Below are 18,981 nucleotides of genomic sequence, written 5' to 3'. Positions count from 1 at the left end.
ATTACATTGAGATGTTCTATAACCCTAAACGCCGACACAGCAGTGCTATGCAGCTGTCGCCAGTAGAGTATGAGAAACGCTATTTTCTGAGCTTGGAGAGTGTCTAGCAAACCAGGGGCGATTCATTGCTTTCGAATTCGAATTCGCGGATGAGGCGCGGGTCGATTTTTATGAATGAGAGTTCGGGCTTTTTTGTCTCGAGTAGTCGCTCGAATGCGCGGAATTCGGCGAGGCGGGACATTCACTTTCTCCGTCGGTATGGGTTGATTAGACTAGTCTTGGAGGGTGCGAGGTGTTAGTGAAAGCGGTGAAATAATTTAATCAAAATTTTCTGCTTTGCAGTGATCGTTTTGTCGTCGGAGAGTTTGTTTGGCTTTCATTGATTTTTGTAAGTCATGTCCTACGCGAAAGCTGTATTGAATTAAACGCCGAGTGTGTTCGTGCATTTTTTATCGGCTTGATCGGTGTTGTGATGGGCGGGAGTGCACCTTGATTTGAAAGAGTATGTAGGGCTTTTCCTAGTTCTCGATCAGGGGTTGCGAAAGATAGCGATGTGCGCCATCGTTGATGAACACGCACGGGGAAGGGCTCTCAGCTGAATGCAGGTGTGCAGCCAGTTCCAACCTACGGCAATGTGGGTTTACGTTACGGGGGCGAGTTCTGCTCGGCACTCTTGTTTCAGGAGGGGTTATGGCTTCAAACAGTTTTCAGAATGAGGTGCCTAAGGCAAGGGTCAATATTAAGCTTGACCTGCATACAGGCGGTGCTCAGCGCAAGGTGGAGCTTCCGCTAAAACTCATGTTGATGGGGGACTACAGCAACGGGAAGGAACAGCGTCCGCTGTCAGAACGGCCTAAGGTAAATATCAACAAGAATAATTTTGATAGTGTGTTGGCTGATCTCTCTCCGTGTCTCAAGCTTATTGTTGAAGATACGCTGTCGGGCGAGGGCGGGGAGGCGCCTGTCGAGCTGAATTTTCAGCGCATGACGGATTTCGAACCAGAGCAGGTTGCGCGGCAGATACCGCAACTGCGTGCATTGCTGGCGATGCGAAATTTACTGCGTGAATTGAAGGCCAATCTATTGGACAACGCAACGTTCCGTACCGAATTGGAGCGGATACTTAAAGATGAAGCTCTGAGTGATGACCTGCGTAAGGAACTGGCGGCCCTCGCACCTCAAGACGAGCGCTAGAAAACCATCATCTCGATTGACGGGAAACTAATAATGTCCGAAGAGCAATCTTCTGCGCAAACGCGTGGCGCCACTGTGCAGGTGGAAGAAAGTCAAAGCGTCTATCACGCGTTATTCGAAAGAATAAACCTTGAGCCACTTGATCAAATGGGAGGCATTGAAGCATTCCAAAGTGTGGAGGCGCTATCGGAGGCGACGGCTAATGAGCGCGTTACTGCATCGGTAAGTGTTTTCCTGGACCGGCTCAAGCAAGTCTCTCCGAAGGTGGAGCGTCTGGACAGGGCGTTGCTGGATGAACACATTGCCTCGATTGATGCCCAGATCAGCAGCCAGCTGGACGCGGTTATGCATCACCCGGATTTTCAGCGGGTCGAATCAATCTGGCGCGGTGCGAAGTCGTTGATTGACCAAACGGATTTCCGTCAAAACGTCCGAATCGAGCTGCTTGATATCAGTCAGGAGCATCTGGCGCAGGACTTTGAAGATGCACCGGAGATCTCACAAAGCGGCATGTACCTGCATACGTATACCCAAGAGTATGACACGCCTGGCGGTGAGCCCATCGCGGCAGCTGTTTCGAATTACGAGTTTGGTCGAGGGGCACAAGACATCGCGCTGTTGCGGAATATTTCGAAGGTGGCAGCCGCAGCCCATATGCCGTTTTTGTACTCGGTTGGGCCGGCGTTCTTCGGGAAGCGCACCATGGAAGAGGTTGCTGCGATCAAGGATGTCGGCAATTACATGGATCGTGCCGAGTATATTAAGTGGCACGCATTTCGGCAAAGTGATGATGCCCGCTATATGGGCGGGACCACACCCCGTACATTGGGTCGCCTGCCTTACGGGCCTGACACCAATCCGGTACGACTCTTTAACTATGTGGAACGGGTCAAGGGGCCGGACCACAGCAAGTATCTGTGGGTAAGTTCGACTTTTGCGTTCGCGGCCAACATGGTCAGGAGTTTTATTGCCAACGGCTGGTGCGTGCAGATTCGAGGGCCGCAGTCGGGTGGGGCGGTTGCCGACCTGCCGATTCATTTGTATGACATGGGAACAGGTAGCCAAGTCAAGATCCCATCGGAAGTAATGATTCCGGAGACCCGAGAGTTTGAATTTGCCAATTTAGGTTTGATTCCGCTCTCCTACTACAAAAATCGTGACTATGCGTGTTTCTTTTCGGCCAACTCAGCGCATAAGCCGGCTATCTACGACACGCCGGAGGCCACCGCGAATAGTCGTATCAATTCGCGGTTGCCCTACGTGTTCCTGCTTTCCCGCATCGCGCACTATTTGAAGCTGATCCAGCGGGAAAATATTGGTACAACCAAAGACCGTCGCTTGTTGGAGCTGGAACTCAATAGGTGGATAAGCGGCTTGGTCACCGAGATGACCGATCCAGGCGATGACTTACAGGCTTCTCACCCGCTGAGAGAGGCAAAAGTGGTTGTCGAGGATATTGATGACAATCCGGGCTTCTTCAGAGTCAAGTTGTTTGCTGTGCCGCATTTCCAAGTTGAAGGTATGGACATCAACTTGTCATTGGTTTCGCAGATGCCAAAAGCAAAATCTTAAGTGCGGTCGTAGGAGTTCACAGCGTGAGAATTGATCGGCCTTTATGGGCGTCGGGAGTGGTGTTGTCTGCGCAGCAGTTTCAGCAGCAGGCCCGCTTCGAGTCGTGGAGTAATCATAGTATCGCCTCATTGGCCTTGGTCCATCCCTGGGGCATTCAGAATGTCACATTTGATTCGGATGCACTGCAGTTGGGAAAACTCATGGCCACGCGGCTTCAATTGTGCCTGCCAGACGGTACTTTGATTGACACCGATCGGTTGGATCGACTTCCTGGTGCTCTTGAGCTCTCTCGAATATTGCCCGGTGATGTTCAGACCGCCACGGTAGTGCTCGCTTTGCCGCTGGAGCAGGCCAATGGTAACAACTGCCTGTTTGAAGGCGGCAGAGCTGAGCGCCCCGTCAGGTACTACCAAGTATGGCGGAATACCCAAGATCTCTATTCAGACGAAATGCAGTCCATCAGCGTACTTGAACATGCGTTGAGCCTGCGTCTGGATGATGACGATAATTCAGACTACCTCACGTGCCCGGTGGCTCGCTTGGTGCGCGCCAGCGGAGATGGGTGGGGGGTTGATGAAAGCTACATTCCTCCCCTGCTGAGGTTTAATGCTCATGCTGGGTTGTTGCTTCAGCTCGACAACCTGCTGACCCAGCTGTCGGCGAAGCGTGAGCGATTGATGGGCATGCGCCGGGAGAGCAACCAGCGCATGGCGGATTTTGCTGTAGCTGATGTCACGCTGTTCTGGTTGCTCCATGCGTTGAATACCTATCAGCCGGTGTTGGCTGACCTTAAAACCCATCCTGCGCGGCACCCGGAGCAGGTGTATCAGCAGTTGGTGAAGCTCGCAGGTGGTCTACTCACCTTCTCGCTGGACCAGGGCATCGAGGATATCCCTGCCTACCAGCATGAAGACCTTGAGGCCGTCTTCCCGCCGTTGATGCGCACCCTTTCTACATTGCTGGAGGCGAGTCTGCCGTCCCGTGTGCTGGCGTTGACTCTGGAGGCGCGCAGCGCCAACCGTTGGCAGGTTTCCCTCAGTGATCCACGTTTGCTCGAACCTGAAGGGGCTGATTTCTACCTTTCGGTCCGCTGCCGGCTTTCCGCTATCCAAATCCAGAGCCAGTTCCCACGTTTGTGCAAGATTGGCTCGCCCGATGATGTGGACCATCTTGTCAATGCGGCACTCGATGGCGTTCCTCTGAAGCCTTTGAGTCACGTTCCAGCAGCGATACCGCTGCGCCTGGAGAACCAATACTTTGCCCTCGACCTCAATCATGAGAAGGGCCGTGCCATGTTGGCTGACGGTGTCTGTGCGCTCTATGTCCCGAGCGTGTTCCAGGACGTCAGGCTCGAACTGTTTGCGGTGCTTCGCTCATGAATCGTGCGGCACAGAAAGCCACCCCAGCAAAGGTGGATATCGATGCGTTGATGCAGGACACCTATCTGCTAGTCGTCGAGCTGCGACACGGTACCGAGGCGCAAAGTAGTCCGGAACTTTGGTCGCGCTGCGTTGCTGATGTCGAGCATGTGCGAGCCACGCTTCAGCAAGATGGCCTTGATCGCCTTAGCATCGACCTGATCAGTCATGCGCAATGCGCGTTGCTGGATGAAACGGTTCTCGCTTGCGCCGAAGGTAGGGCCCATGAGGACTGGGCGATGGAAACGCTGCAGGCAAAGTTCTTCAGCAGCCATCAAGCAGGCGAGTCGCTCTACGAAGATATGCGCACTGTGCTGCGTGAAGCTTCTGTGCACCCGTACGTACTCACTGTCTTCCAGCGGGTGCTGATGCTTGGCTTCCTGGGGCGTTACCGGGAGGTCAATCACCCGGAGCGGCAGCAGTTGTTGACTGCAATCTCCGCACAGGTGGCGCCTCTCGATACAAGTCAGTCGCTGGTCATCCAGGTAGGCACTGGTACACGGATACCGATGTGGGGTTGGTTGCAGTCTCCTCTGCTTCACATCGTGATGGCGGCGGTGCTGTTGATAGGTGCCTGGTGGTGGCTGGATAACGCGTTAGGTGAGGCAGTGGCCTCACTCTTGCCGGTGTCGGAATGAGCGTAATGCCGCAGATACAGAAGCAAGGGCTTTGGCTATGGGCGGGTGCGTTGTCCTTGCTGTTGATCGCCACGTTGCCGCTCGCTATCGAGGGGCAGGCAATGGCTGTTCTGGTGGTTAGTGCCGTGATGGTGATGCGTTGGCGCCGGAGTCAGCGTGCTGGCGAACAAGGTACAGAGATGCAGTGGGGTAGTCGTGTCAGCCTCCCTGACGCGTCCTATCGCCATCCCGTTGTGCTGGTGGTCGGCGATTGTCTGGCCGAACTGTTTGATGCCTCGGCTACTGAGACGTTGGTGCTACGGGTGACAGCGCAGGGGTGCTATGTGCCGGTGCAGGACGTTTTGAAGTTGCCCGCAATGGTAGCTGACCTCTTGCTGGAGCGACCGGAATGGGAGGGGCAGCTCAGTGTGATGTGGGTTGTGAACCCGAGTGCCCAGACTGATGACGCAGTGCTTGCGAACCAGCTACACAGCGTATGCAACCAGATTGCGATGTTGAGAAAGCGAGGCACACCGCTGTCGCTGCTGATCGTGGGCTATTTCCAGAGCGCAACCAGAGCTTCGCCCTGGTTCAGCTGGGAGCCTGATGAGTTGGGTGTGCAAGTGCGGGACGCGGGGGAGTGCCTGCATCTGTCCGAATGGCAGCGAAGGAACACCGATCGGGATAACGAGGCTGCGCGGTTGCGAGCGACGGTGCAGTTGAATGCTGCTGTGGGTTGGCTGAATGAAGTGTGCTTGCCGGAGATGAGCGGACGCTTTCACCGGCAGAGGAGGGTAACGGCTGTCGCCGTTGCGGTTGCGCTCATAGCCGAATCAGGGCGATCTCAAGAAGGCAACCTGTGGCGCCGTTGGCTGCAGGAGCGTACCGGGCTCTCCTTCATTTGTAGTGGGGCTGATCGTGCAAACGGGTCGTTACCGTTTCCGGACCCGTTGCTCCATTTGCTGCCCGGTAGGGCTCTGAACAGTCGGCGAAGCAGAGCAGTGCTGATTGGGGTCTGGTTGTTTGCGATGACGGCCTCCATTGCCCTGATCAGCTCGGCCAGGCAGAACACACTGCTTATACGTCAGGTCACTGATGACTTGCGACGCTACAGCGCTGCCTCGTTGAGTACCGAGACGGACAAAATATTGCAGCGCGAGGAGGCACTGGTTGTGCTTCGCCAGGATGCGCAGCGCCTGGACCACTACTATCGCCAAGGGGAACCGTGGTCCCTGGGTATCGGGTTGTATCAGGGCGAAAGACTACGGCTGCCACTGTTGGCTGCGATCAATGGCCACAGCATCCCAACGACGCCCCAGGGTATGCCCGACAGCCCTCGCACGGTTCGCCTGGACAGCCTGTCGCTCTTCAACAGTGGTAGCGCGCTGTTGAAGCCAGAGTCGACCAAGTTCTTGGTGAACGCGTTTGCGGGCATCAATGCCCAGCCAGGCTGGTTGATCGTGATCACGGGCCACACGGACGCGACAGGTAGCGACGAACAAAACCTGCGCTTGTCGCGAGCACGTGCCGCTGCGGTTCACGACTGGATTCAACACATGGGCGATATACCCAGCAGCTGCTTCGCAGTGCAAGGCTTGGGTGCGAGTGAGCCCGTTGCAAGCAATGACACGGAACAAGGACGGTCGGCTAATCGCCGAGTTGAAATTCGCCTGGTACCGGAGGCGGGGGCTTGTCAGCCCTCGACTACGGCATCAGGACTGCAACCCCAGTCGCACTCTGCGACTCCCAACGCCTGAAATGAGGAGTTTCTAAATGGCTATTCCTGTTTATCTGTGGCTGAAAGACGATGGCGGCGCCGATATCAAAGGTTCGGTGGATGTGAAGGACCGCGAGGGCAGTATTGAAGTGGTCGGTCAAGATCATGATCTGTATATCCCCACTGATAACAACACTGGCAAGTTAACCGGTACACGTATCCATACGCCCTTTGTTTTCACCAAGGAGATCGATGCATCCTCCCCTTACCTCTACAAGGCAGTAACGACTGGGCAGACGCTTAAAGAGGCCGAATTCAAATGGTACAAGATCAATGATGCCGGCCAGGAAGTTGAATATTTCAATACCAAGCTGGAGAACGTCAAGGTCGTAAAAGTTGCACCCAAGATGCACGATATCAAGGACCCTGCGAAAGAAAAGCATAACCATCTGGAATTGGTCGAGCTCCGCTACGAAAAGATCATCTGGACATATAAGGATGGAAACATCATTCATTCAGATGCTTGGAATGAACGCGCTAGTGCCTAGTGTTGCTTGGCCGGCAGCCAGCAAGGGTTGACGGTTTCCAGTGTATTGGGTTGAACGTCCGTGCGCGGGCGTTCAGCCAAATACACTTCTGATTTTCAAACGCGCTCGCACTCGTAGCGACATGTTGATCTTTGACAACAAGGATGCCCTGTATGGCACACGATCCTACCCGCTTGCTCCGCCGCCTCAACTTATATTGCACTCAGGCCCTTACCGCGGCGGCATCTCTTTGCCAAGCACGTGGGCACAGTCATATCACGATTGAGCATTGGCTGTTGAAGTTGTTCGAGCAAGGCGAGGGCGATCTTGTGGTCATCGCTCGCCGATACGGGTGGGATATGGATGCCATCTGGCAAGGTTTTCTTGAACACTTCGATACGTTGCCGCGCAGCGTTCTCAGCAAACCTCAGTTAAGCGTTGAGGTGCAGCAGATGATCACCAATGCCTGGTTGCTAGCGTCGATGGATCGTGACTGTGAGCAATTGCGATCCGTTCACTTGCTAAGGGCGTTATTTGAAGCGCCAAACGTGCTCAAGTGTTCAGCCGCTTGGCCTCTATCGAGCATCGGTCCAACGCAATTAAAGCAAATGGAAGCGCTGCTTGAGTTCGATTCGGAAGAACGTCAACCGGAGCAGGCGTCACTGTTCAAGCCGGAAGTGCCAGAAGAGGCTAAGGCCGCAGTCGCCTTGAAGGGTGACGAAGCATTAGTCGCTGTCCTGGACCAGTTTAGCCACGACGTTACTGCCAAGGCAGCAGCGGGGCAGATTGACCCGGTATTCGGCCGCGACGATGAAATCCGTCAGGTGATCGATGTACTGAGCCGCCGGCGCAAGAACAACCCCATTCTGGTGGGCGATCCAGGTGTCGGAAAGACCGCATTGGTCGAGGGGCTTGCATTACGCATAGCCAGCGGGGATGTCCCTGATAGTTTGAAACCCGTGACTATCCGTACGCTGGATCTGGGCCTGCTCCAAGCGGGCGCAGGGGTGAAAGGCGAGTTCGAGCGACGGCTGAAGAACGTGATCGACGCCGTCCAGCGGTCAGAGACGCCGGTGCTGCTGTTCATCGATGAAGCCCACACGTTGATAGGGGCTGGCAACCAGGCAGGGGGCGCTGATGCTGCGAATCTGTTGAAGCCTGCCTTGGCCCGTGGGGAGCTTCGCACCATCGCTGCTACCACCTGGAGCGAGTACAAGCAGTACTTCGAGCGAGATGCAGCGCTGGAACGTCGCTTCCAGATGATCAAGGTCGATGAACCGGATGAAGCCAATGCGTGTGTGATGCTACGGGGGCTCAAAGCGCGTTATGCCAGCTACCACGGCGTGCATGTTCAAGACGCCGCAGTGCAAGCGGCCGTCAGCTTGTCTCGCCGCTTTTTGACGGGGCGCCGCTTACCGGATAAAGCTGTGGATCTGATTGATACCGCCTGTGCGCGTGTTCGCATGAGTTTGGACTGCGAGCCCCAAGCGTTAGTCCACCTGAAGTCGCAGAAAGCTGCCTTCACGGCAGAGCGAATGGCGCTGCAAGAGGATGCGCAGCTAACCGGGAGTGTGGCTGAGCCGCGCCTGGCGAAGATCAATGCACAACTGGCCCAACTTGACAGTCAGCAAGGCGCATTGGAGTTGCAATACCGGCAAGAGCTCGATCTCACCCAACAGCTGCTCAATGCTCGCCAGGCCGAGCAGGTTGATGCAGCTGTCTGCGCTCAGCTTCAGGAACACCTCAGCTACGTGCAGGGGAGTCGGCCGCTCCTGTCACTCGATGTGTGCGCACGCAGTGTGGCTGAAGTGATCGCAGACTGGACGGGCGTGCCTCTCGGCAGCCTGCTGAAGGACGAACACGCCAGCTTGTTGAATCTGGAAGATCAGTTGGCCGAGCGTGTGGTTGGTCAAGACCCCGTGCTGCTTGCACTTGCCCAACGGTTGCGCGCCGCCCGAACGGGCCTCACTGACGACAATGCACCGATGGGCGTTTTTCTGCTGGTAGGAACCAGTGGCATTGGAAAGACGGAGACCGCGCACGCCCTGGCCCACAGTCTGTTTGGTGGTGAGAAGTCTCTGATCACGCTCAACATGTCGGAGTACCAGGAGGCGCACACTGTCAGCCAGCTCAAAGGCTCGCCCCCTGGCTATGTAGGTTACGGCCAGGGTGGTGTACTCACTGAAGCCGTGCGCCAGCGGCCCTATAGCGTCGTGTTGCTGGATGAAGTCGAGAAGGCCCACCGTGATGTGCTCAACCTGTTCTATCAGGTGTTCGACCGCGGCTTCATGCGTGATGGAGAAGGCAGAGAAATCGATTTTCGCAACACCGTCATTTTGATGACTTCCAACCTGGGCAGTGACCTGCTGCAAGGCTGTATCGAGCAGCAGCCAGACACTGAAGAAGCGGCATTGCATGAACTACTGCGCCCGGTGTTACGCGCGCACTTCCAACCTGCGCTGTTGGCGCGTTTCCAGACATTGATCTTCCGGCCACTGGGGGCCGATGCGCTCAAGCGCATTGTTGCGATCAAGCTCGATCAAGTCGCCAGACGCTTGTCACGTCATTATGGCCTGCAATGTGAGATCGACGACTCGCTTTACGGAGCGCTGGTCACCGCCTGCCTTCTGCCTGACACCGGCGCCCGTAACATCGATAGTTTGTTGAACCAGCAGATCCTCCCGGTGCTCAGCCAGCAGTTGCTGCAGCGTCAGGCCCTCGGCAAGCAGACCCAAGCCGTGACGCTGGGGTATTGCGAAGACGCTGGGATCAGCTTGAGCTTTTCGGATGAACACGATCCAGCGTTGCTGGCTGTCGAGAGGGCCTGATCATGGCAACTCCGATAGTTAGCCCCAGCCATAATCACTACCAGCTTGAAGTCGACGGGCTGGCCGTTGAGCTCGATGTGCTTTCGTTCAAAGGCGAGGAGTGGCTGAGCAAGCCGTTCAAGTACACCGTTGCGTTCACCTCCCCGGAGCAAGATATCGACGCTGTACAGGTCCTAGGGAAGGATGCCAGCTTCCATCTGGGTTCTTCATGGCTGACTGCGCAGCTTCCGACCCCGAACGGGGGGGCACGCACAGTGCATGGCGTAATTACGGGATTCAACCGCGTGTCAAGCTCCCGGGATGAAGCCCGCTACGAGGTAACGCTTGAGGCGCGGCTGGCATTGCTCGGGCGTGGCAAGCAGTACCGGATCTACCAGCATCAGTCGGTGCCGGAAATCGTCGAAGGCATTCTGCGCAGTCGCCACCTGTTCGAAGGGCAGCACTTCTTGTTTGACCTGGTACGTGACTACCCCAAACGCGAACAGGTCATGCAGTACGGTGAGAGCGATCTGACCTTCATCAGCCGTCTGCTGGCGGAGGTCGGCATCTGGTATCGCTTCACCCATGACGATCGCCTATCGATCGATGTGGTCGAGTTCCATGACCATCAACGCCACTACCAGTTCGGAATCAAGCTGCCGCATCGCCCCCTGTCGGGTTTGACCAGCAACGGGCAGGACGGCGTATGGGCGCTGCAGGTTCAGCACCAGGTGGTGGAACAACGCATCAACGTGCGTGCCTATCACCACCGGGATGCAGCCGCCTTTCTGGATGGCGAGGTTGATCACAGCCGGGGGGGCACCACCACTTACGGCGAAGGCTATCACTACGCCGAACCCTATACCGCGCTGGGTGACGCAATTGACCAGGACGAAGACCTGCTCAGCGAAAGCGGCTACTTCTATGCGCGCCTGAACCATGAGCGCTTCCTCAATGATCAGACACGTTGCAACGGCATCAGCAGCAGCGTGACGCTTGCTCCAGGCCAGGTGTTGACGGTCTCCGATGGGGCGCCTCAAGTCTTCGAGCCTGGAGTCGTCATCACGCAGCTGACCGTCGAGGCGGCACGCGACCGTAGTTTGGAAGTCGCGTTCGACGCGATGCCTTACTCGGAGTCGATATGCTTTCGACCGGCCTTGTTGGACAAGCCGCAGATCGCCGGCACGGTGCCGGCGCGGGTGACGAGTACTCAGCAGAATGACCCTTACGGCCATATCGACATAGAGGGACGCTACCGCGTCAACTTCCTGTTCGACCGGGACAACTGGCGAGCGGGCGAGGAAAGCGTCTGGCTACGACTGGCACGCCCCTATGCAGGTGACACCCATGGCCTGCATCTGCCGCTGATCTGCGGTACTGAAGTGGCCGTGGCTTTCGAGCAGGGCGACCCGGACCGCCCCTACATCGCCCATGCCCTCCACGACAGTGAACATCCCGACCACGTGACGCTGCGCAACTACAAACGCAACGTGTTGCGCACGCCGGCCAACAACAAGTTGCGCATGGACGATACGCGTGGGCAGGAGCATATCAAGCTCAGTACCGAGCACAGTGGCAAGAGCCAGCTCAACCTGGGGCATTTGGTGGATGCCGACAATCAAAAGCGTGGCGAAGGCTTTGAGCTGCGCACCGATGGTTGGGGTGCTATTCGTGGTGGCAAGGGAGTGTTCATCAGTGCTGATGTGCAAGCCAATGCTGGTGGTGAAGCGCTCACCATGAACCCCGCCAGCGCACAGTTAGAGAGCGCGAAGCGACAATTGGCCCAGTGGCACCAGATTGCGCAGACCCATCGCAGCCGCCAGCCTGATGTTGAGGGGTTGAGCCGGTTCGAGGCTCAGGCAAAAAACCTCAAAGGTTCCGCAATCCTGCTTAGCGCACCTGATGGTGTTGGCGCAGTGACGCCGGCAAGCCTGCTCCTGAAAAGTGGTGAAGCCCTCTATGTTCAAACTGATGATGAACTCAACTTGGCGGCAGGCAGCCGGCTATTTGCCCACGCCGGCCAAGGCATCTCGTTATTAGCTCAGCAGCAAGGCATGCGCCTGGTCTCCGGCAAGGGTCCCTTGGAAATCGAGTCGCATGGTGACTTGCTCAATCTGATCGCTCAGCAAGACATCACCGTCCAGTCTGTGGAAGGCCATATGCAATTGACGGCCAAGAAAGGCATTACGCTCGGCTGTGGTGGTGGTTACATCCGTATTACAGATCAAGGCGAAATTCAGATTCATAGCCCGGGGTTGCTCAGTCTCAAAGGCAAACACAGATTTAACCCCCCAGCGGGTGAAACCTTCGAACTGCCCGAGTTGCCGGGAACAGTGTGCGTCGAATGCTTGAAGAAAGCGCAAGCCGCTGCTCAGGGCTTCGTACTCAGAGAGGCACAGGCATGAGCACGCAATCGTGGCTCAATCTTCTGCTGCGCGCGTGCGAGCAGGCACAGACCAGCCATCTGCACGTGATCATCGACCAAGCCGGTTGCGAGCAGGCAATACGCCCCAGTGTACTTAGCGTCGACCCACCGCTGGATTGTTACTCCCTGTTCACCGGGCTGCCTGAGGAAGGTGCCGAAGACCTGGCCCCCCTGTTGGTGCGGGTTGACCTGACGCAGCCGCTGCAGCGGCAATGGCTTCTGGGTTTGCTGAATGCAACCAATGGCCTGCCAGTAGTTTTGACCCTGGCGTCTACTTGGCCCTTTTCGGTACTCGCAGAGCACCTTGGCCGCTGCATTGAAGCACTCAACGGCGGTTGCCTGGGCTTGTTGCGCTATTACGATCCGCGGCTGTTTCCCTTGCTGTTCAGTCACGTACTGACGCCAGAGCAGCAGCAGTCATGGTTACAGCCCGCTTTGTTCTGGAGCTGGCTTGACCGCGATGGCTTACCACAGCATTTGCTGGGTGCAGCCCAAGGTCCAGTGATCGAAGACCCGTTCATTCCACTTGAACTCAGTGACAGCCAGGTCGATGTCCTTTGCTGCGCCAGTGACGCCACCGCAGCAATGGCAAGTCTTGCTGCCGAGTTCCCCCGTGAGTGGGGAGCGGAACAGCGTTTTCGCGCTTGCTACAGGGGGATGTTGGCCGCCAGCACGGCCGGCCTGCTGGCACATGCTCAGCGTGAGGCTTATACCCTCGAACACCTGCGCCAGATGGCCGATTCCGCACCTTCTATCAGGGCCCCATTGCATGGCCAGGAGGCACATTCATGTCCCAGATAAAGCAGCCCGTCAGCTATCCGCCGCAGTTCCCACTTCAGGGGCGGCTGCCTCAGCGTATGGAGCAGGTGCAGGCGAACATCCTGCGCCAGTGTGAGCAGGAGCGTGGCTATCATGACGTCCTGTGCCTGGCTTCCGGTTTCCGTCAGTCGCCTCCCTGCTGCAAGACTCTACACATCAGCCTGTTTTTCGACGGTACGGGCAACAACCTCAATAACGACGTATACGAGTCCAAGGTCCCTCACCCCACCAATATCGCACGGCTGTTTCGCGCAAGCATCGGCGCCGGTCACGCGGGCGGTACCAGCCATCACGGCCGTGCGCAGGGTTTGACTGATGCTGAGGGTACCGGCAACGGTCAGTATTTCAAGTACTACATGCCGGGTGTGGGCACACCGTTTCCGGAAGTGAATGACCTGGATTACAGCAGTGACGGCCTCGCTTTTGCGCGCCGAGGTGAAGAGCGTATCAATTGGGGCCTACTGATGCTGATTGATGCCCTTCGGCTTACCTTGGCGTTACCACGGCTGGATAACGCCGCCTTGCAAAAATCGGTGGAGGCCATGGGTACCTGGATTGGAACGGGGGGGATGATGGGGCCCGCCAACCGGGCCCGAGAGTTTCGTCGGCAACTCAAGGCCATTGAGCAACCTTTGCGTATTGCCTTGGGCCAACCTCAGCCGGGGCAGTCGAAGTTGCTGGGGATCAAGCTGTATGTCTATGGGTTCTCTCGGGGAGCAGCGGGGGCACGGGCCTTTGTCAACTGGCTGAACCTGCTGCTGTCGCGTCGCGAGGCCGAGCCGGCACTCACGCTGTACGACCTCAAGCTACCGATCAGTGTGGAATACCTTGGGCTGCTGGACACCGTGGTATCGGTGGGGCTTGCCGATATCTCGCCTGGGGTGACCGGGCATATGGGCTGGGGCGATGACAGCCAGGTATTGCCGAGAGGAAACCTGCTCAAGCGATGCCTGCATATCGTTGCGAGCCACGAACAGCGGTTGAGCTTCCCGTTGGAGTCGATCCGTCGGGAGGATGGTAGCTACCCGGCAAACAGCGTGGAGGTGATCTATCCCGGCGTGCATTCGGATCAGGGAGGAGGGTATCCGCCGGGTGATCAGGGGAAGGCAGTGAGTCTACAAGATGATCTGTTGCTTTCGCAGATCGCGCTAAACGATTTGTATGCTGACGCTTTTACTCATGGAGCTCCATTAAAAGTTCCACCGCACGCGCTGCCAGTGGGCCTGCTGAATGAAATTTGGCGGGCTTTGGATCCTGATGTCGTAATGCTGTTCGGTGCTGAACCGTCATTAGTCAATCGCTTTAACGCTTGGCGTCATGTGACTCTCAACTTGACTACTTATGATCATCCACTCTCGCCCGAGCAAATCGAACGCTACCAGGTCTCGCCGGCTCCGGTAACGCTGGAAGAAGCAATACGCATCCAACTTGCCTGGATCACTGCATGGCGTATTGATCGCTACGCCTTCGCCAGCCTTAAGAGTACGCAGTTCTACCGTAATGCTAGTGATACGCACGGTACAGAGGACGCCCTCAAACGCGCCGAGGCAGAGCGGGGGCAACAGCAGGCTCAGGTCCAGGCCCGTCGCTTGAAGCAAAAAGCCCACGAGCGTAATGGCGCTCCTGTCAGGCCTCTGGAACCTGGCATCCCCGATTTCGATCCGGACAGGGCTCAGACGCAATTGCGCGAAGCCGCCGAGGAGTTCGGCAAGGTCTATCGCAATCTTGATAGCGACCCTTACCTGACGTTCTTGCGCATCGCCAAACAAGTGAACCCCATCGCGCTACTGACGTACCACAACAGTGCCGAAACCCGGGTCGAGCGAGAACGCCTCAAGGCTGCCGGGCGTGCAAAGGTCAGCCAGCTCTTCCCACCTCCGCCAGGTGAGCGCAACCACCTTGAAGAGGGCGCTCGCGGCAATGTCGATGAGCACCGTAACAGCCAGAAACCCGAAGGGCTTTTGCGGGCCTTGTTCGATGACCAGGTACATGACTCGCGTGCCTGGTTTCTGCATGCCCTGCTCAACAATCGCTACCTGGGCATGAGTCTGACGGTAGGACGTGAACCCTGGGGCAGTTACTTCAACGAACGCATGGTGTTTTTCGGTGAAGCGGACCGAAGGGACCTTGCATTGAGGGTCGAGCCGGATGTGGAGTCGGCGCCTGCAGCCCTCATCGCCGAGACCTCAGGGCATACCCGGACGATTCAAGCGGATGATGCTGAGCAACGGGCCCAGCTCCAGCAACGTATCACTGCAGTCTGGGACGCTCATTACGCGAAGGTGAAGGAGGTGAACAATGGGCTGGGCTGACAGCAACGTGCAGAAGGTCAAAGAAAACCGTACAGGCACGCTCATACGGCGCCATGTACTGAGCGTCGTCCTCGGCAGTGTGGCAATGTTCGTGGGCGTTCCGGTAGCCAGTGCGAGCAGCATTTATGGCATCAACCATACCCATTGGGCGGTCAACCGGTTCAGTGTCGATGGCCGCTCAGCCGTTGACATCATCGGCCCCTATCAAGGAGGTGGTGGAGGGTGTTGCTACATGGCTCCAGAGCAATGGCATCCGGGCCTGATGGTGCGGATTGACTGGGAAACAGGTGCCGGTAGCGCAAGAGACTTTCCAGGCTTTGGCGATCGGCCCAAATATTTGGCTTGGAGAGAAAAGATCCTGGCGCAAAAGCGCAGCCATAGCAAAGTCGTCGCTGTCCCGGATTACACCGGCCAAAAAGTCTGCGGCATCACCGTGCATTTCCTGCCCTGTGATGAGCTTCAGGTCACCACCTCTTGTTACGGCTACGGCACCCCCGCATACCCGATCAAAACTCCGCTGGAATTGCCGGAACCACAGTCATGCTCCCGTTGAATCGCGTTGTCCTTGCCGCCTATGCCAGCCTGTCTCTGCTGTTGCTCGCCCGGCCCGTTGATGCCAGCACGATCTATGGCATCAACCACACCCATTGGGCGATCAACCGGTTCAGCGTCGATGGCCGCTCAGCCGTTGACAGCATTGGTCCATATCAGGGCGGCGGTGGAGGGTGCTGCTACGGCGCACCAGAGCGCTGGTATCCGGGGCTGACTGTGCGGGTTGACTGGGAAACGGGGGCAGGAAGCGCAAGAGATTTTCCTGGCTTCGGAGATTGGCCCAGATATGTCGTTTGGAGAGAAAAAATCCTGGCGCAAAAGCGGAGCCATAGCAAAGTCGTGGCCGTCCCGGATTACACCGACCAGAAAGTCTGCGGCATCACCGTGCATTTCCTGCCCTGTGATGAGCTTCAGGTCACCACCTCCTGTTACGGCTACGGCACCCCCGAATACCCGATCAAAACTCCGCTGGAATTGCCGGAGCCACAGTCATGCATCCGTTGAATCGCGTTGTCCTGGGCGGCTATGCCAGCCTGTCTCTGCTCTTGCTCGCCCGGCCTGTTGATGCCGGCACGATCTATGGCATCAACCACACCCATTGGGCGATCAACCGGTTCAGTGTCGATGGCCGTTCGGCTATCGACATTATCGGTCCGTATCAAGGCGGTGGTGGAGGGTGTTGCTACGGGGCACCAGCACGCTGGTATCCGGGGCTGACGGTGCGAGTCGAATGGGAAACTGGGGTAGGAGGTACAAAAGGATTTCCTGGATTTGCCGATGAGGCGAAGTACGACGCCTGGCTGCAACAAATCGAGGCACAAAAGCGCACGCACCAGAAAGTCGTTCCAGTCCCGGACTACACCGGCCAAAAAGTTTGCGGCATCACCGTGCATTTCCTGCCCTGTGATGAGCTTCAGGTCACCACCTCCTGTTACGGCTACGGCACCCCCGAATACCCGATCAAAACCCCGCTGGAATTGCCGGAGCCGCAGTCATGCCTTCGTTGAATCGCATTGTCCTTGCCATCTATGCCGGCCTGTCTCTGCTCATGCTCGCCCGACCTGTTGATGCCAGCGCGATCTATGGCGTCAACCATACCCATTGGGCGATCAACCGATTCAGTGTCGATAGCCGTTCAGCCGTTGACATTATTGGTCCATATCAAGGCGGAGGTGGTGGGTGCTGTTACGTCGCACCAGCTCGCTGGTATCCGGGGCTGACGTTGCGGGTTGACTGGGAAACGGGTGCCGGTAGCGCAATAGATTTTCCCGGGACAGAAGATTGGACCAAAGTTATGGCTTGGAGAGAAAAAATCCTGGCGCAGAAGCGCAGGCACAGCAAAGTTGTTGCTGTCCCGGACTATACCGACCAAGAAGTTTGCGGCATTACCGTGCATTTCCTGCCCTGTGATGACATTCAGGTCACTACCTCCTGTTACGCCTACGGCAGCCCTGAGTACCCGATCAAAATCCCGCTGGAATTGCCGGAGCCGCAGTCATGTCCTGCCAAAAGCTCTGATCAACAGGAGCAACAGTAATGCGCGCGTTCATTAGAAAGGGTGACAGCTTACGGGAGGCAGGCGGCGAGGTGCTCGAAGGGCACTATCTGTGTGATGGCGAGCCGATTGCCTGCAAGGGCGACGCTGTGCGGTGCAACCTGCATGGGCTGACGGTGGTTACCGAAGGCAGCGACCTCATCGAGATCGATGGTTGCCCGGTGGCACTGAACGCTCACCGCTGCGCTTGCGGCTGTAGTCTGGTCAGTTCTATGCCCGACACTTTGGCTGCTTCATGAAGAGGATTCCGGACTTTGCACCCTATCCATCGGCGCGTGAGCCTCGTTATTCGCGCTGGTTTGCAGGGGCAGTCGGGTTGTTGGCATTGCTCGGCATTGCAAGTTTCCTGCCTCCTTCCCTTGTTGCACCGCACCTTGTCGCCTTTACGGTGGGAGGCATGTTGCTCAGCGGGTTACTGGCATTCTTGATTCATGTGCTCTATTTCCGCTTCAACCGCCACAACGCCCAGTGCTATGGCAAAGCGGTGGAGCGGGAGCAGCAGGCATGGTGGGTACAGCATCGCCAGAAAGCTGCGCTGGTCGAGTCGGTTCTGCTGAGTGCTTCGTGCGGTAGCCCGGAGGATCTGGACGGCTTGCTGGACCGTGCGAAACAGCCACCCGTGGCACGGGAGACGGGCGAAGGCTTGGCGCTTCGTTTGCTCCAGGTATTTGGACGCGACGCGAAGCAGCGCGAGCAAGAGCTGGCAACGCTGCTCGCCCTGAAGTGGGGAGCACAGCGTAGCACCGATCAGAGCTTGACCCCATCAAGCTGTTATTGGCATGGCTCGCAGGCAGCCTGGCGTGCATTCGTCGAGCAGATGGCGCACTGCTGTCCTGACGTGCACCTGCCTGAACATCCTCAGACATGGGATGGGATTCTTAGCCTTGACGCGATCATCGATCAGTTGCAAGGGGCTCCTGATGATGCGCGTGTGCTCTGTGCCGGTTGTCAGAGTTCCCCACCTGATCGTGCAAGTTCTTTGCCGGCAGGTGAGGCCGCAGTGCTATGGCTACTTGGCGCTGAAGGAGACGTGGCCTTTTTTCGTGGCGAGTGGTTCTCGCAGGCAGACGAGGATCTGACGACCGTTGCCGAGCGGGCTGTCGAGCAAAGCCTGCTAGAGGCACCGGCGCAGATCTGTATAGCGTTTTCTCAGCCTCATGTGCCTGATCTAGCCGCAATCGGCTGGGATGCCAAAACCAACGTTCAGGACGCCAACATTGGCGCGTTGGAACAACTGGAAGCTATGGTCGTGCAGACCCTCGCCGCTTGGTACGTCCAGCAGCAAGGCGTGCCCTGCGCATGGCTGGCTTCAGACCCTCATTTCACCTTGACCCTTGGAATTGTGCGGCCCCATGAATCAGGTAGCTGAATCACAAAAAGTATCTGCTTGGCGAACGGTTATTTTACTCGCTGTAACGATGGCTGTAATAGTCATCGCCTGCGGGGCGGCCTGGTGGTTCTGGGCT

General features: G+C 57.0%; 17 protein-coding genes. All 17 read left to right on the top strand.

Annotated features, from left to right (window positions below):
• The coding region (locus AK81_RS30170) for an IS3 family transposase (RefSeq protein ID WP_154100817.1) at nucleotides 1–107 on the top strand (107 nt) is incomplete at its 5' end.
• 583 nt (nucleotides 108–690) lie between these two features.
• Complete coding sequence (gene tssB / locus AK81_RS19595; protein WP_043201594.1) at nucleotides 691–1,194, top strand: type VI secretion system contractile sheath small subunit; 504 nt, start codon at nucleotides 691–693, stop codon at nucleotides 1,192–1,194.
• Between the two features lie 33 nt (nucleotides 1,195–1,227).
• On the top strand, nucleotides 1,228–2,766 hold the full coding sequence (gene tssC / locus AK81_RS19590) for a type VI secretion system contractile sheath large subunit (protein ID WP_043201592.1): 1,539 nt from the start codon (nucleotides 1,228–1,230) through the stop codon (nucleotides 2,764–2,766).
• Between the two features lie 23 nt (nucleotides 2,767–2,789).
• Nucleotides 2,790–4,145, top strand: coding sequence for a type VI secretion system baseplate subunit TssK (gene tssK, locus AK81_RS19585; RefSeq protein ID WP_043201590.1), 1,356 nt, complete (start codon nucleotides 2,790–2,792; stop codon nucleotides 4,143–4,145).
• Nucleotides 4,142–4,822: a type VI secretion system protein TssL, short form gene (tssL, locus tag AK81_RS19580; RefSeq protein WP_043201588.1), complete on the top strand. Its 681-nt coding sequence runs from the start codon at nucleotides 4,142–4,144 to the stop codon at nucleotides 4,820–4,822. Before tssK ends, tssL begins: the two co-directional genes overlap by 4 nt.
• Nucleotides 4,819–6,558: an OmpA family protein gene (locus AK81_RS19575; RefSeq protein WP_050491919.1), complete on the top strand. Its 1,740-nt coding sequence runs from the start codon at nucleotides 4,819–4,821 to the stop codon at nucleotides 6,556–6,558. The genes tssL and AK81_RS19575 overlap by 4 nt, the downstream gene beginning before the upstream one ends.
• A gap of 16 nt (nucleotides 6,559–6,574) precedes the next feature.
• The gene (locus tag AK81_RS19570) at nucleotides 6,575–7,066 is read left to right on the top strand and encodes an Hcp family type VI secretion system effector (protein WP_043201583.1); all 492 of its coding nucleotides are present in this window, start codon (nucleotides 6,575–6,577) and stop codon (nucleotides 7,064–7,066) included.
• Nucleotides 7,067–7,218: 152 nt separating this feature from the next.
• Nucleotides 7,219–9,873: a type VI secretion system ATPase TssH gene (tssH, locus tag AK81_RS19565; protein WP_043201581.1), complete on the top strand. Its 2,655-nt coding sequence runs from the start codon at nucleotides 7,219–7,221 to the stop codon at nucleotides 9,871–9,873.
• Between the two features lie 2 nt (nucleotides 9,874–9,875).
• Entirely contained in the window at nucleotides 9,876–12,257 is a 2,382-nt protein-coding gene (locus AK81_RS19560; RefSeq protein WP_043201580.1) for a type VI secretion system Vgr family protein, read from the top strand.
• Complete coding sequence (locus AK81_RS19555) at nucleotides 12,254–13,078, top strand: DUF4123 domain-containing protein (protein ID WP_069375855.1); 825 nt, start codon at nucleotides 12,254–12,256, stop codon at nucleotides 13,076–13,078. Before AK81_RS19560 ends, AK81_RS19555 begins: the two co-directional genes overlap by 4 nt.
• Entirely contained in the window at nucleotides 13,066–15,408 is a 2,343-nt protein-coding gene (locus tag AK81_RS19550) for a T6SS phospholipase effector Tle1-like catalytic domain-containing protein (protein ID WP_043201578.1), read from the top strand. The genes AK81_RS19555 and AK81_RS19550 overlap by 13 nt, the downstream gene beginning before the upstream one ends.
• An 85-nt stretch (nucleotides 15,409–15,493) precedes the next feature.
• On the top strand, nucleotides 15,494–15,961 hold the full coding sequence (locus AK81_RS19545) for a DUF3304 domain-containing protein (RefSeq protein WP_241496103.1): 468 nt from the start codon (nucleotides 15,494–15,496) through the stop codon (nucleotides 15,959–15,961).
• The gene (locus AK81_RS19540; RefSeq protein ID WP_043201576.1) at nucleotides 15,949–16,464 is read left to right on the top strand and encodes a DUF3304 domain-containing protein; all 516 of its coding nucleotides are present in this window, start codon (nucleotides 15,949–15,951) and stop codon (nucleotides 16,462–16,464) included. Before AK81_RS19545 ends, AK81_RS19540 begins: the two co-directional genes overlap by 13 nt.
• Entirely contained in the window at nucleotides 16,452–16,967 is a 516-nt protein-coding gene (locus tag AK81_RS19535) for a DUF3304 domain-containing protein (protein WP_081042112.1), read from the top strand. Before AK81_RS19540 ends, AK81_RS19535 begins: the two co-directional genes overlap by 13 nt.
• Before the next feature lie 41 nt (nucleotides 16,968–17,008).
• Nucleotides 17,009–17,497, top strand: a complete 489-nt coding sequence (locus AK81_RS19530; protein WP_430298429.1) for a DUF3304 domain-containing protein — start codon at nucleotides 17,009–17,011, stop codon at nucleotides 17,495–17,497.
• The gene (locus tag AK81_RS19525; protein WP_043201574.1) at nucleotides 17,497–17,754 is read left to right on the top strand and encodes a PAAR domain-containing protein; all 258 of its coding nucleotides are present in this window, start codon (nucleotides 17,497–17,499) and stop codon (nucleotides 17,752–17,754) included. The genes AK81_RS19530 and AK81_RS19525 overlap by 1 nt, the downstream gene beginning before the upstream one ends.
• Nucleotides 17,751–18,884, top strand: coding sequence for a hypothetical protein (locus tag AK81_RS19520; RefSeq protein ID WP_043201573.1), 1,134 nt, complete (start codon nucleotides 17,751–17,753; stop codon nucleotides 18,882–18,884). Before AK81_RS19525 ends, AK81_RS19520 begins: the two co-directional genes overlap by 4 nt.
• Nucleotides 18,885–18,981 lie beyond the last annotated feature (97 nt).

Source organism: Pseudomonas putida W15Oct28, from assembly GCF_000708715.2.
Taxonomy (GTDB): domain Bacteria; phylum Pseudomonadota; class Gammaproteobacteria; order Pseudomonadales; family Pseudomonadaceae; genus Aquipseudomonas; species Aquipseudomonas putida_R.
The sequence above is the reverse complement of the archived record's forward strand: the minus strand, read 5'-3'. Positions and strand labels throughout refer to the sequence as shown.